Below are 15,218 nucleotides of genomic sequence, written 5' to 3' on the forward strand. Positions count from 1 at the left end.
TGACAGGGAGCAACAGATGAGCGCAGGCAGCGGCACGCCGTTCCGTGGCATCGTCGGCAAGACGGTTGCGGAGTCGAAACCCTGGTGGCCGGAGGCCGTGAAGCCGCCTGCGGGCGCGCCGAACATTCTGGTCGTCCTGTTCGACGATGTCGGCTTCTCCGATTTCGGTTGCTACGGCTCGGCGATCAAGACTCCGACCATCGACAAGCTCGCCGCGGAAGGCCTGCGCTACAGCGGCTTCCACACCACGGCGATGTGCTCGACGACGCGCGCCGCGCTGCTCACCGGGCGCAACCACCACTCGGTCGGTGTCGGGTGCCTCGCCAATTTCGATTCCGGCTATCCGGGCTATCGCGGCAAGATCGCGCGCGAGGCGGGGACGCTCGCCGAGATGCTGCGCGTGCACGGCTATCGCAATTACATGGTCGGCAAATGGCACGTCACGCCGCTGACCGAGAGTGGCGCGACTGGACCGTTCGACGGCTGGCCACTGGGCCGTGGCTTCGATCGCTTCTACGGTTTCCTCGATGCCGAGACCGACCAATACGCGCCGGAGCTCGTCTCCGACAACACCCACATCGATCCTCCCGGCACCTATGCCGAAGGCTATCATCTTACGGAAGATCTGATCGACCAGGCGATCCGCTTCATCGGAGATCACCAGGCCGATCGGCCCGATATTCCCTGGCTGACCTGGGTCGCGCTGGGCGCCTGCCACGCGCCGCATCAGGCGCCGGCCGAGATTATCCGCAGCTATGATGCCGAATTCGTGCACGGCTGGGATGTCGAGCGCGAGCGACGGCTGGCGCGCCAGAAGGCGATGGGGCTGGTGCCGCAGGAGACGCGGATGCCGGCGCGCAACGATGGCGTGAAGGCCTGGGAGGATCACTCCATCGACGAGCGCCGAATCTTCACGCGCCTGCAAGCGGCCTTCGCCGGTATGCTCGATCATTCCGATCGGCATCTCGCGCGTCTGGTCGCATTCCTGGAGACGGCCGATATCAGAGACAACACTGTCATCATCGTGATGTCCGACAATGGCGCGAGCCAGGAGGGCGGCCCGCTCGGCTTCGTCAATGCGATGGGGCCGTTCAATTTCAAGCCGGAGCCGATCGCGGAGAAGCTCGTCCGCATCGACGATATCGGCGGGCCCGACACGCACAGCAATTTCCCGCATGGCTGGGCCATGGCCTCCAATACGCCGCTGCGCCGCTACAAGCAGAACACCCATGGCGGCGGTATCCGCGATCCCTTCGTCATCAACTGGCCGAAGCGCATCGCCGCCAAGGGCGAGTTGCGGCACCAATTCGTTCACGCAAGCGATCTGACGCCGACACTGCTCGAGTTGATTGGAATCGAGTCGCCCAAGACGATTGCAGGCTGCCCGCAGATGCCGCTCGAAGGCGAAAGCTTTGCGCGCTCGATCACCGATGCGTCGGTGCCGTCAAAGGGGTCGCCGCAATATTTCGAGATGTTCGGTCATCGCGGACTCTGGCAGGACGGCTGGAAGGCGGTCGCCTACCATCCGCCGGGCACGCCGTTCGAAAACGACAAATGGGAGCTGTTCCATCTCGATCGGGATTTTTCCGAGACCAATGATCTCGCGGCGACGGAGCCGGAGCGGCTCGCGCAGATGATTGCGACATGGTGGGGCGAGGCCGAGAAGCACAATGTGCTGCCGCTCGATGATCGCTTCGGTCCCCGCTTTGCCGAGAACGCTGCGCGCTTCCACGGCGCACGCCGCCATTTCGTCTTCCACCACGGCATGGGCCATGTGCCGACCGACGTCGCGCCCGATGTGCGCAGCCGCAGCTACACGATCGAGGCGCATGTCGAGATCGACGAAGCGGGTGCCAACGGCGTGCTGATCTCGCATGGCGACGCAACGTCGGGCTACAGCCTCTACGTCAAGGACGGCCACTTGGTGCACGACCTCAACATCGGTGGCAGCCACCAGATCGTGCGCTCCGACCGCAAGGTGCCGCCGGACGCGCGGCGGCTCGGCGTCCATGTCGAACGTCTCGTCCGCAAGGAGCCGCCGGCCAAGGGCTCGCGCACCGGCGTCACCGACTACACGCTGCTGATCGACGGTGAGAAGGCCGGCTCGCTGCAGACCCAGCTCGGCTTCCACACGTTGATCTCGTGGTCCGGTCTCGACATCGGCCGCGACCGCGGCAGCCCGGTGTCGCACTACGAGGCGCCGTTCGAATTCGAGGGACGGCTGCTGCGCGTGACCGTTACCATGCACAGCGACCAGACGCTCGACGGCGAGGCCGTCGGCAATGCGCAGATGGCGCGGCAGTGACCGCGCTGCATCTATGCCGTCATTGCGAGGAGCGAAGCGACGAAGCCATCCAGGCTTTCCACAGAGGAAGCCTGGATGGCTTCGCTACGCTCGCAATGACGAGGTGAGCGAGGCGAACGCGCCAGCAGAACCCGGGGGCGTGCTACTTGATCTTGTCGTAGGCCGCAGCGAAATCGTTGAGCGGCATCGGGATCGCAATGGTTTCCTTCGCCATGTTCTGGAAGGAAACCTTCAGCTGCTTGCCCGAGCGCAGGCTCGCAAGCAAATCCGGCGCGATCGGGGTCGAGGCGTAGCAGCCGCGGTTCTCGCAGGTCTGGATCTGGAGATCGATCGCCTTGCCCTCGTCGACCTGGAGCTTGGCGCCGAGCGGCAGGTTGAGGCCGAGCGGCAACTGCAGCAGAGCGATCGGCGTGCGGGTGTCGGGGGCGATGCGGATGTTGATCAGGACGATGGTCTGGCCGGTCTTGGTCAGCACCGCGTTCTGCTCGATCGCGCATTCGAGGGGCGCGTCGCGGCTCGCGCTGGTGCAGCGCGCGATCCAGCCGGGCTGCGCCGGAGTGCCTTCGGCCTGCGGCTGGGTCGGCGCGGGCGAGGGCGAAGGCTGTGCGGCCGGGGCAGGCGGCGGCGCCGCGTTCTTCTTGGCGCCCTGCTGGGCATAGGCGACGCCCGTGGACAGCAGGGCAGCGGCAGCGAGAGCGACAAGTCTGGATTGCATGGACATGGCAAGACCGCGTTGGCGTGAACCGAGGGTCCCGCTGTAGCGTCGCGGGAGCCGCGGCGCAAGCTTACTCGGCGGCTTCCTTGACGGTGCCGTGCGCGGCCGCGTCGTGGCCTTCGTCCTCGGCCGAGTTGCCCTTGAACAGGTTCGAGAACTTGTCGAGATAGAGATAGACCACCGGCGTGGTGAACAGCGTCAGCGCCTGACTGACGATCAGGCCGCCGACCATGGCGTAGCCGAGCGGCTGGCGGATTTCGGCGCCGGTGCCGTGGCCGAGCATCAGCGGCACGCCGCCGAGCAACGCTGCCATCGTGGTCATCATGATCGGGCGGAAGCGCAGCAGCGCAGCCTGACGGATCGATTCCTCCGGCGTCTTGTGCTGATCGCGTTCGGCCGCGATGGCGAAGTCGACCATCATGATGCCGTTCTTCTTGACGATGCCGATCAGCAGGATGATGCCGATCAACGCAATGAGGCTGAACTCGAAGCCGGCCGCCATCAGGATCGCCAGAGCGCCGACGCCGGCCGAGGGCAGGGTCGACAGAATCGTGATCGGATGGATGTAGCTCTCGTAGAGGATGCCGAGGATCAGATAGACCACGACCAGCGCCGCGAGGATCAGGAGCGGCACCGTGCCGAGCGATTGCTGGAACGCCTGCGCAGTGCCCTGGAAGCTCGAGTTCAGCGTGGCCGGCGCGCCGAGATCAGCCATCGCCTTCTGCACGGCCTCCGTGGCCTGGCCGAGCGCGACATCCTGCGCAAGGTTGAAGCTGATCGTGATCGCCGGGAACTGGCCCTGGTGGCTGATCGAGAGCGGGCGGACGGGATCGGTGGTCCACGTCGCAAAGGTCGACAGCGGCACCTGGTCGCCGGTCAGGGGCGATTTCAGATAGAGCTTGTTGAGCGAATCGAGACTGCCCTGCATCTCCGGCAGGATCTCCAGGATCACGTGGTAGCTGTTTAGCTGCGTGAAATACTGGGCGACCTGACGCTGGCCGAAGGCATCGTAGAGCGTATCGTCGATCAGCTGCGGCTGGATGCCGTAACGCGCGGCGGTGTCGCGGTTGATCTTGAGCTGGACCGTGGTGCCCTGGGTCTGCTGGTCGGTCGCGACGTCGCGCAGCTGCGGCAGCGTCTGCATCTTGGCGAGAATCTTCGGTGCCCACGCATTGAGCTCGCCGAGATCGGCATCCTGCAATGTGAATTCGAACTGCGTACGCGTCGGCCTGCCGCCGAGACGGACGTCCTGGGCTGCCTGCATATAGAGGCGTGCGCCGGACACCTTCTCCAGCTTGGGACGCAGCCGCGCAATGATCTGCTGCGCCGACGCCTTGCGCTCGCTGCGCGGCTTCAGCGTGATGAACATATTGCCGTTATTGCCGGCACGGCCGCTGCCGCCGATGTTCATCGCGGACGAGGCGATATCGGGATCTTCCATCACGATCTTGCCGAGCTCGACCTGCCGCCGCCGCATCTCGGCAGAGGAGATGTCCTGCGAGGCTTCCGAGGTCGCGGTGATCAGGCCGACGTCCTGCTGCGGGAAGAAGCCCTTCGGGATCAGCACGAAGAGGTAGACCGACAGCGCGAGCGTGGCGAAGAAGATCGCGAGGGTCGTGCGCCGCCAGGCGAGGGCATGATCGAGCACATGTTCATAGCCGCGCAGCAGCGCGTCGAAGGCACGTTCGCTCCACTGGTAGAACTTGCCGTGGGTCACTTCGCTGTGGGCGCGCAGGAAGCGCGAGGCCATCATCGGGGTCAGCGTCAGCGACACGAACATCGACACGAAGATCGTCATCGCCAGCACCACCGCGAATTCGCGGAACAGGCGCCCGATGATACCGCCCATCAGCAGCAGCGGGATCAGCACCGCGACCAGCGAGATCGAGATCGACACGATGGTGAACCCGATTTCCTTGGAGCCTCGGAAGGCGGCAGCGAGCGGCTTTTCGCCTTCCTCGATGTAGCGCGTGATGTTCTCGAGCATCACGATGGCGTCGTCGACGACGAACCCGACCGCGATCGTGAGCGCCATCAGCGACAGATTGTCGAGGGAGTAGCCGAACACCCACATCAGGGCACAGGCGCCAAGCAGCGCCAATGGAACCGTGATGGTGGGAATCACCGTGGCCCAGAAGCTGCGCAGGAAGACGAAGATGACCATGACCACGAGGGCAATGGTCAGCAGCAGCGTGTACTGCACATCTTCGACCGCGGCGCGGATGGTCGTGGTGCGATCGCTGATGACCTCGATCTTGACCGCGGGCGGGATCGCCGCGACGAGGCGGGGAAGGGTCGCCTTGATCCGGTCGACGGTGTCAATGACATTGGCGCCCGGCTGCTTGAACACGACCAGGAATACGCCGCGCTTGCCGTTGGCCCAGGCCGCCTGCTTGGCGTCTTCAGGACCGGTGACCGCCTGGCCAATATCCTTGATCCGCAGGGGGCCGCCGTTGCGGTAGGCGATGATGACGTCGTTCCAGTCCTTGGACTGCAACAATTGGTCGTTGGCGTAGATCGTGTAGGCGCGTTTCGGACCGTCGATGTTGCCCTTGGGGCTGTCGACCGTCGTGATTGCGATCGCGCTGCGGACGTCCTCGAGCGACAGGCCCTTGGCAACGAGTTTCGCCGGATCGATCTGCACGCGAACCGATGGCTTCTGCTGGCCGCCGATGAAAACCTGCGCGACGCCCGATATCTGGCTGATCTGCTGGGCGAGCTGGGCGTCAATCGAGTCGCTGACAGTGGTCAGCGGCAGCGTGTCCGAGGTCGCAGACAACAGCAGGATCGGCGAATCGGCCGGGTTGACCTTGCGATAGGTCGGCGGCGAAGGCAGGTTCTTCGGCAGCTGTCCGCCGGCGGCGTTGATGGCACCCTGCACATCGTTGGCGGCGCCGTCGATGCTGCGGTTGAGGTCGAACTGGATGGTGATCGAGGCGGTACCCAGATAACTCGTCGAGGTCATCTGCGCGATGCCAGGAATCTGGGCGAACTGGCGCTCCAGCGGCTGCGCGACCGACGAGGCCATCGTCTCCGGGCTGCCGCCCGGCAGATTGGCCGTGATCTGGATGGTCGGGAAGTCCACCTGCGGCAGCGGTGCGACCGGCAGCAGGGGATAGGCGACGAGACCGACAAACAGAATGCCGGCCATCAGCAGCGACGTGCCGATGGGATAACGGATGAAAGGTGCCGAAATCCCGCCTTCGGTCATTCCTGCTGAACCTTGCTCTTCTGAACGGGATCCGAACTCGCGACAGTCGTCGAAACGAGACTGCCAGGGTGCACCTTGTACTGTCCGCCGGTGATCACCTGCTGACCGGGGCTCAAGCCGTCATCGATGACCGAACGACCATCGATGGAGTAGCTGACCTTGATCTTGCGAACCTCGGCCTTGTTGTCCTGGCTGACGGTATAGGCGTAGAGGCCGTTGGTCGAATGCTGGACCGCGTCATCTGAAACGATGGTCGCGTCCTTCAGCGTCCGCACCAGAAGGCGTGTCGACACCGACTGTCCCGGCCACAGCGTATGGTCCTTGTTGTCGAACACCGCCTTGAGCCTGATAGTCCCGCTGGTCGTATCAACCTGGTTGTTGATGACCGCGAGCTTGCCTTCGGCCAGCGTCTTCTTCCCGTCGGTGGTGAACGCGATCACCTTGAGCTCGCCGGACTTCTGGCCCTCGCTGATATAGGGCAGCTGGTCCTCTGGTGCAGTGAAGATCACCGTGATCGGCTCGACCTGCGCAATGGTGACGACGCCGGTCTGGCTCGAGGCGTTGACGATGTTGCCGATGTCGACCTGGCGCAGGCCCGCGACGCCGGTGATCGGCGACTTGACCTGGGTGTAGTCGAGCTGGGTCTGGGCGTTGGCGATCGCGGCTTCGTCGGCGGCGATCTGGGCGGTGAGCTGGGCAACGGTGGAGCGTTGCGTATCGGTCTGCTGGCGCGTGGCAAATTCGCCGAGCTTGGTATAGCGCTGAAGATCGAGATTGGCGTTGGCGAGGTTGGCTTCGTCCTGCGCCTTCTTGGCCTTGGCCTGATCGAGGGCGGCCCGGAACGGGCGCGGGTCGATCTCGACTAGAAGATCGCCCTGCTTGACCATTTGGCCTTCAGTGAAGGCGATCTTGTCGATCTGGCCGTCGACGCGGGTCCGGACTTGTACGGTGTTGAAGCCCTGCACGGTACCGAGGCCGGTCAGATAGACCGGGAAATCGGCCTTCTCGACCGGCGAAATGCTGACGGGCACGGCGGCCACCCGTGGCGCACCCTTCTGTGCGGCCTGGGCTTTCTCAGCCTCATGCACCGAGAATCGCTTCCAGCCGTAATAGCCGCCACCGGCCACAGCTGCGATGATGACAATCCACAGGATCGGCCGTGACTTTTTCATAGGTGAGCGTATCGGCTTGTATGCCCAAAACAACGAATTGCGGGGCTATTAAAGGGTTCCAGCAGCACCGCTTGTATAATACACGCCAAGTTCCAGTGTAAACAGCACTATCAGTTGAGAATCCTAAACAATTGGAAAGCTTTGCACCCCGTAGGCAAACGGGTGACGAGGCGGTGTGCAGTGCTGCATTCTCCCCGTTCAAGCGAGGAGCGTGCAGAAAACAGGAAATGCTCGCAGGCGGCGTGGGCGCGGCTGCGCAGGGCGCGGGCGGCGCGTGCGGCGAGGCGAGCGGTTCGACCTTGCAAGAACGGTTCTAAACCGGCCAGGCGGCGTTTCGGTTGTCAGCAAAACCAGCCTCGTCCATATCAGCGCCGCCACATCAGGAGTGCGGAATGGACGAATTGAACGGCAAGCTGATCGCGTGCCAGATTTTGATCACGGGGCTGATCGCGCGCGTCGCCAATGAACAGCGCGATCCCTTGCGCTTCCTCACCGACTTTCGCGATGAGATCAAAGCCGTCGTCAACGGCGTCAACATCGCCGGCATGGACAATACCGATCGCGTGCGCGCGACGGCGCAACGCACTGTCGACGAATTGTTCTCGCTGATGAAGCCGCCGAGCAGCGATTGATGGCTGCGTGAGATGATACGCAAAGGCAAGCGATGCAATGTCCGACTGCATCAATGTGTCGCGCGACATTTCAGCTGTTTCGAAATCGCAATTTTAGAATCCCTTTGATCTAGACGTATTCAAGTGCCCGCACGGGCCTGGTTGCATTGACCCAATTTTTCGCGGTCGATAGCACCGCCTCATCGTTCGTCACGCATGTTGCGTATCGACGAATTTGGAATGGGGTGAATTGGCATGGGGCTCGCGGTGGCTCCGCGATCGTTGCGTACGATCGCGGTAAGAAATTCAAACGAAGAAAAGCCAGACGGAAATTCCGGTAAGGCGGTGTCGGCCGTTGCCGGCCTGATCGCAGTGGCATCCGTGTCGGGCGGCGCGCAGGCGCAGCAGTCGAGCCTGCCGCCGGTGAATGTCGATGCGCCGGTCGAGCGTCAGCGTCCATCAGCCTCCAGGCCGACACCTGAACAGGTGCGTGCGCGCAATGCGCTTCGCCGCGCCGCGCAGCGCCAGCAGGCGCAGCAGCAGGCTGCCGCCGCAGCGCCAGCCCCGGCCGGCGCCGTCGATCGCAATCCCTATGCCGATCCGGCCGCGCCCTACAAGGTCGACCACGTCCAGGCATCCGGCAAATTTCCCGAGCCGATGCTGAACACGCCGAAGACGATTACGGTGCTCAGCAAGGAAGTGCTCGAGGACAAGAACGCGACGACGCTGAAGGAGATCGGACGCTCGACTGCCGGCGTGACGCTGGGGTCGGGGGAGGGCGGCAACGCCTTCGGCGACCGTTTCTTCATTCGCGGCTTCGACGCGCGCAACGACGTCTTCATCGACGGCATCCGCGATCCCGCCGTGTCCATCCGTGAGAATTTCTTCACCGAGCAGATCGAGATCCTGCGCGGGCCGGCGTCGTCCTATGCCGGCCGCGGCACCGCCGGCGGCGCCATCAACATCGTCACCAAGCAGGCCGGCGACGTCAACTTCAAGCGGATGGACACCGAGTTCGGCACCGACAGGACCAAGCGGGTCACGCTTGACGTCAACCAGGTCATCGATCCGACCTTCTCGGTGCGCACCGGCGGCCTGTTCCAGGACGCCAATGTCGCCGGCCGCAACTACGTGACCGACGATCGCTGGGGCACCTTCCTGTCGACCAAGTACACCCCGACCAACGACATCAAGATCACGACGAATTACGTCCATACCGATCTCAGCGGCTACCCGGATTTCGGCGTACCCTATTACAAGCAGGGCAACGTACCGGTGACGTCGGCCGGCATTCCGCGCGGGACCTGGTACGGCTTCCTCAACCGCGACTTCCAGACGGCGCGGCAGGATTTCGGCACCGGGACGGCGGAGTACAAGGTCAACGAGGCCATCACGCTGACCAGCAAGGTACGCGGCGAGCATTCGCTGCTCAACTACATCGGCACGCTGCCGCAGAACCCGGTGACGACCAACCCCAACCCGCTGCTCTGGACCACGACGGCGAGCGCGCAGAGCCGCTACCAGACCGTGGACGTGTGGGCCAACCAGAACGAGGCCACGTTCAAGCTCGACACCGGCGGGGTCAAGCACACCGCGGTGTTCGGCGTCGAATACACCAACGAGAATGTTTCGATCGACCGCTACGCGGGTCTCTCGTCGGAATTGGCGGGCGCGGGCTTTACCAGCAACGGCGCCGTCTCGGGGGTCAATCTCTACTCGCCGCAGTACACCTACGCTCCGTTCGGGATACCCTCACTGCTGGGCAATCCGACACGCTATGGCGTCAACACCAGCAGCGTCTACGTGATGGATACTGCGAATTGGCAGGACACCATCATCGTCAACGGCGGCGTCCGCTACGACGGCTACAACATGAGCTCGTCGACCAATTCGGCCTATCTGAAAATGAACTCCGATCTGGTCAACTACAACGTCGGTCTGGTCTACAAGCCGATGTCGATCGGCAGCATCTATGCGGCCTATGCGACCTCGGCCAATCCGTTCGGCTCGGAGCTCGACGCCACCGGCACGGACTACGGTGGTGTTCCCGCCAATACGGCCGTCCTGCTCGGGCCGGAGCGCAACAAGGCGGCAGAACTCGGCACCAAATGGGAACTCGCCGATCGCCATTTGCTGGTCACCGCGGCGCTGTTCCAGACGACGAAGGATAACGCGCGCGAGACCAATGCCTCTGGCCTGCTCACCTCGAATGCGGCCTATCGCATCCAGGGCATCGACATCGAGGCCGAGGGCAAGATTACCGATCGCTGGAGCGTCTTCGGCGGCCTGGTGCTGATGCAGTCCAAGGTCACGCAGAGCAACATTGCGTCCAACATCGGCCTTCAGCTTGCCAATGTCGCGCACCAGTCGTTCAGCATGCTGACCAAGTACAAGTTCGACGGCGATTGGGAAGTCGGTGGCCAGGCGGTGTACCGATCGAAAGTCTATGGCGGCACGTTCGCAGCCAATACCGGCAATCTGCTGCCGAGCTACTGGCGCTTCGACGCGTTCGTCGAGAAGAAGCTCGACAAGAACTGGACCATGAAGTTCTACGCCCAGAACCTCACCAACAAGCTCTATTACGACACGCTGTATCGCAGCGCTGTGCCGTTCGTCGCGGTCGCGCCGGGGCGGGCGTTCTACATCATCACGACAGCGAAGTTCTGATCGCGCCGATTCACATCCGGGGATGCCTGCTACAGGAGGCATCCCCGGCCTTCAGTTTAGAACGCTTACAAACTCAAGATTAGAACGATTTTAAATGGGAGCGCTCAGCAAGTTTAGAATCGCTATGAAGTTGATGGTTTGTTTCGCTGTGTTGCCGTGATCGCGTTGACCCCCACTGGCACGCTCGATAGCACCAATGCGTCGCGTTGTCGCAACGCGGCCAATGGAAGCATAAGAACAGTGGGGCGTGTGATGGGCGTTACTAAGACACCGCGGTCGTTGCGTTCGGTCGCGGTTCGGAAATCAGTTGGCAGCAATCTCGATGGCGCGACCGGCAAGACCGTGACTGCCGTTGCCAGCCTGATTGCGGTCGCCTCCGCCGCGAGCGGTGCGCAAGCACAGCAAACCAATCTGCCCCCCGTGAACGTCGATGCGCCAAAGGAACGACCGCGCTCCACTACTGCGAAACCGACGCCCGAGCAGGTCCGCGCGCGCAATGCGCTGCGCCGTGCCGCCGCACAGCGTCAGCAGGCCGCCACGGCTCCGGTCGTCGATGCAAACGGTCCGCCACCCGATCGCAATCCCTATGCGGACCCGGCAGCGCCCTACAAGGTCGATCATGTCCAGGCCGGCGGCAAATTCCCGGAGCCGCTCCTCAACACGCCGAAGACGGTGACCGTGTTGAGCAAGGAGGTGCTTGCGGACAAGAATGCGACGACCCTGAAGCAGGCGGTGCTCAGCACCGCCGGCGTGACGCTCGGCAGCGGCGAGGGCGGCAACGCGTTCGGCGACCGTTTCTTCATCCGCGGCTTCGATGCCCGCAACGATATCTTCATCGACGGCGTTCGTGACGCAGGCGTCAGCGTTCGCGAGAATTTCTTCACCGAGCAGGTCGAGATCCTGCGCGGCCCGGCCTCGTCCTTTGCGGGCCGCGGCACGACGGGCGGAGCCATCAACATCGTGGTCAAGCAGGCCTCGACGGAGAAGAGCTTCTACAACATGGACTCCACGTTCGGCACCGACCAGACCAAGCGGGTGACGCTGGACGTCAATCAGGTGATCTCGCCGACGTTGGCCGTTCGCGCCGGCGGTCTGTTCCAGGATGCCGATGTCGCCGGTCGCGATCATATCAAGGACGACCGCGACGGCGCTTTTGTCGCCACCAAGTGGACGCCGACCGATGCGGTCACGGTTTCGGCGAATTACGTCCATACCAACCTGCACGGACTGCCTGATTTCGGCGTGCCTTACTATCGTCCGGGATCGACCGGAGTGAGCTCGCAGCAGTTCACCAACACCGCCGGCGGTCCGTTCCCGGATTTCGGGGTGAATCGCAACAATTTCTATGGGCTGGTCTATCGCGATTTCTTCAAGACCGGACAGGATTTCGGCACCATCAACACCGAGGTCAAGATCACGCCGGATCTGACCTTCACCGACAAGATCCGGGTCTCGCGCTCGGTGAACAACTACATCGGCACGCTGCCCGAAGCGCCGATCACGACCAATCCCAATCCGTCGCTCTGGACGCTGTCGCTCAATCCGCAGAGCCGCTACCAGGTCACGCAGACGGTCGCGAACCAGAGCGAGTTGACCTACAAGTTCGACGACATTGTCGGCTTCAAGCATACCTTGCTCGGCGGCGTCGAGATCTCGCGCGAAATCTCCTCGATCGACAAATATGTTGGCTTGAGCACCGAAAGCCTGCCGGGAGGAACCGTCGGCGGAAACTTTACGGGTGTGAACGTGTTCAACCCCCAATTCACGTTCGCCCAGCCGACGTCGAGCCCCACTCTGGCATTCTTGCCGACCAAGATCGCGATCGACACGACAAGCGGATACCTGCTCGACAGCGCCAACTATCGCGATCTCATCATTCTGAACGGCGGCATTCGCTACGACAGTTATGACCTGAAGACGTCAGGCTGGGGAACGGGCGCTCTTGCAAACACCTGGGGCTCTCAAGCCGCCCAGTTCGGCCTGCCGAACTTCAACCTCGGCCTGACGCTGAAGCCGGCGCCGAACGGCAGCGTCTATGTCGCCTATGCGACCTCGTCCAATCCGGTCGGCGCGGAATTCGACGGCACCAGCACGGCCTATGGCGGCGTCGCTTCGGTCCTCGCCAATAACCCCAATCAGATCTTCGGACCTGAGAAGAACAAGGCGATCGAGCTCGGCACCAAGTGGGAGCTTTTCGACCGTCACCTGCTGCTGACGGCCGCGTTGTTCCAGACGACCAAGGAAAACGCGCGCGAAGCCTTCAACGTCACCAGCGCCGCGAACCAGACGGCGGCGTGTCCGTATCCCGGCAGCACGGTGTCGTGCATCATGGGGGGCGCGTCCTATTACGTCCGCGGCATCGACCTCGGCGTCACCGGCAAGCTCACCGACAAATGGAGCGTGTTCGGCGGGCTCGTGCTGATGCAGTCGAAGGTGACGCAGTCGAACGTGCCGGCTGCGAACATGCCGCAGACGCTGCTCTACACCACCAATGTCGGGCTGCCGCTCGCCAACGTCGCGCACCAGTCCTTCAGCATGCTCACCAAGTATCAGCTCAACGATACCTGGGAGCTGGGCGGTCAGGCGGTGTATCGCTCGAAGATCTACGGCGGCACCTTGCTCGCGGCGAACCAGGGCACGCAGATCCCGAGCTACTGGCGCTTCGATGCCTTTGCTGAAGCCAAGATCAACAAGAACTGGCAGGTGAAGCTGTTCGTCAACAACATCTTCGACAAGCGCTATTACGACGCGCTGTACCAGAGCGCGACGCCGTTCGTGCTGGAAGCGCCTGGACGCGCCGCTTATGTGGTGATCTCGGCGCGCTACTGATGGAGAGATAACGAGGTGCCATGCTGACATGCATAGAAGGCGTCCTGAGCAAGGATGATGTGGCGGAGTTCCGCCGCATCATGGACGCCAGCGAATGGGAAGACGGCCGTTCTACCGCGGGCGCGCAGTCAGCAATGGTCAAGCGCAACGAGCAGTTGCCGCCGGATGGCGAGGTCGCGCGCAAGCTCGGCCATCGCATCATCTCGGCGCTGACGGCGAACCCGCGATTTCTGGCAGCCGCAATCCCGCTCCAGATCTTTCCGCCGCTGTTCAACCGATATGCGGCCGACAGCGGCCACCATTTCGGCCTGCATGTCGACAACGCGATCCGCGGCGACCGTCTGACAGGCCTTCGCATCCGCACGGATCTGTCGGTCACGCTGTTCCTCAGCGAGCCCGAGGATTACGACGGTGGCGAACTTGTGATCGAGGACACCTACGGTTCGCACGAAGTCAAGTTGCCAGCCGGGGACTGCGTGCTCTATCCCTCGACCAGCCTGCATCTGGTCACGCCGGTGACCAGGGGGGCGAGGGTTGCGTCTTTCTTCTGGCTCCAGAGCATGATACGGGACGATCAAGCCCGCAGCATGATCTTTGACCTCGACACCGCCATTCAGGCGCTGGTGGCACGGCTCGGGCGTGACGATCCCGAAACGGTCAAATTGACGGGTATCTATCACAACCTCATTCGCTACTGGGCCGAAGTATGAAGATCACATCTTTCCAAGCAAGCCTCGCCGCCGCCGTGCTGCTGACGGCCACCTGGCTCGCAGTCCCTGTTTCTGCCCAGACACAAACCCAGCCGGCTGCGCAGGCTCGTCCCGCGGCGCCTGCCCCTGTGGCGGCCCAGCCCGCTCCGGTTGCTCCCGCCGTGGCGCAGCCGGTAGCTGCGCCTGCGCCATCGACTGCGCCCCCCGCGGCCGCTGCGCCTGTTGCCGCGACATCAGGCGCGCCTGCGACCGAGGCTGCCGTGGCCCCGGCACCCGAGGCGGCGCCGAAGGCCGGCATCGCACCGGCCATGAAGGAATTGTCGCCCTGGGTGATGTTCATGTCGGCGGACATCATCGTGAAGGCGGTGATGATCGGACTTGCCTTCGCCTCGCTCGTGACCTGGACGGTCTTCATTGCGAAGTCGATCGAGCTGTCGGTCGCGTCTGCAAAACTTCGTTCGGCGTTGAAGAAGATCGCCGAGGTGCGCTCGCTTGCGGAAGCGCAGATGGCGCTCGGCACCAAGCAGGGCATCCTGCCGTCCTTCCTGGCGGCGGCGCTGCGCGAGGCGCGGATGTCGGCGGGTCTCTCCAGCGACAGCGGCATCAAGGAGCGCGCGGCCTCGAGCTTTGCCGAGATCGTGCGCGCCGAGCAGCGCCGCATTCGCATCGGCATGGGCTTCCTCGCGACCATCGGCTCGACGTCGCCCTTCGTCGGTCTGTTCGGCACCGTGTGGGGCATCATGAACAGTTTTATCGGCATCTCGAAGTCGCAGACGACCAATCTTGCCGTCGTCGCCCCCGGCATCGCCGAGGCGCTTCTCGCCACCGCCATTGGTCTGGTCGCCGCGATCCCCGCCGTCATCATCTACAATCACTTCTCGCGCGTCACGAAGGGCTACCTCGAACTCGTCAGCCGCGCCTCGGGCGCGGCGGCCCGGCTGTTGTCGCGCGATCTCGATCGCAGCCACGGCGGCGCGCATTCGCGCGCGGCGGAGTAA

9 protein-coding genes are annotated in these 15,218 nt (G+C 63.3%); 6 read left to right on the forward strand and 3 right to left on the reverse strand.

The features are described from left to right. Positions 1-16: 16 nt before the first annotated feature. Positions 17-2,305, forward strand: coding sequence for an arylsulfatase (locus JQ631_RS06035; RefSeq protein WP_212324784.1), 2,289 nt, complete (start codon positions 17-19; stop codon positions 2,303-2,305). A gap of 142 nt (positions 2,306-2,447) precedes the next feature. Here JQ631_RS06035 and JQ631_RS06040 read toward each other — a convergent pair whose 3' ends face one another. From JQ631_RS06040 to JQ631_RS06050, 3 genes are all read right to left on the reverse strand, one after another. Then, positions 2,448-3,026, reverse strand: a complete 579-nt coding sequence (locus JQ631_RS06040; RefSeq protein WP_212324785.1) for an invasion associated locus B family protein — start codon at positions 3,024-3,026, stop codon at positions 2,448-2,450. Between the two features lie 64 nt (positions 3,027-3,090). Then, positions 3,091-6,231 carry an efflux RND transporter permease subunit gene (locus tag JQ631_RS06045; RefSeq protein WP_212324786.1) on the reverse strand — a complete coding sequence of 1,047 codons (3,141 nt, stop codon included), beginning with the start codon at positions 6,229-6,231 and terminating at the stop codon, positions 3,091-3,093. Continuing rightward, a complete protein-coding gene (locus JQ631_RS06050; protein WP_212324787.1) occupies positions 6,228-7,403 on the reverse strand; it encodes an efflux RND transporter periplasmic adaptor subunit in 1,176 nt (391 codons plus the stop codon). The genes JQ631_RS06045 and JQ631_RS06050 overlap by 4 nt, the downstream gene beginning before the upstream one ends. A 392-nt stretch (positions 7,404-7,795) precedes the next feature. Here JQ631_RS06050 and JQ631_RS06055 point away from each other — a divergent pair, with 392 nt between their 5' ends. The 5 genes from JQ631_RS06055 to exbB all read left to right on the forward strand — a co-directional run bounded on the left by JQ631_RS06055 (position 7,796) and on the right by exbB (position 15,218). After that, positions 7,796-8,035, forward strand: coding sequence for a hypothetical protein (locus JQ631_RS06055; protein ID WP_188101395.1), 240 nt, complete (start codon positions 7,796-7,798; stop codon positions 8,033-8,035). A gap of 234 nt (positions 8,036-8,269) precedes the next feature. Continuing rightward, on the forward strand, positions 8,270-10,681 hold the full coding sequence (locus JQ631_RS06060) for a TonB-dependent receptor (RefSeq protein WP_212324789.1): 2,412 nt from the start codon (positions 8,270-8,272) through the stop codon (positions 10,679-10,681). Between the two features lie 252 nt (positions 10,682-10,933). Next, positions 10,934-13,510, forward strand: coding sequence for a TonB-dependent receptor (locus JQ631_RS06065; protein ID WP_212324791.1), 2,577 nt, complete (start codon positions 10,934-10,936; stop codon positions 13,508-13,510). 20 nt (positions 13,511-13,530) lie between these two features. Then, entirely contained in the window at positions 13,531-14,220 is a 690-nt protein-coding gene (locus JQ631_RS06070; protein WP_212324793.1) for a Fe2+-dependent dioxygenase, read from the forward strand. Next, positions 14,217-15,218, forward strand: coding sequence for a tonB-system energizer ExbB (exbB, locus tag JQ631_RS06075; RefSeq protein ID WP_212324795.1), 1,002 nt, complete (start codon positions 14,217-14,219; stop codon positions 15,216-15,218). The genes JQ631_RS06070 and exbB overlap by 4 nt, the downstream gene beginning before the upstream one ends.

It is taken from the genome of Bradyrhizobium manausense (genome assembly GCF_018131105.1).
In the GTDB taxonomy this organism is placed as follows: domain Bacteria; phylum Pseudomonadota; class Alphaproteobacteria; order Rhizobiales; family Xanthobacteraceae; genus Bradyrhizobium; species Bradyrhizobium manausense_B.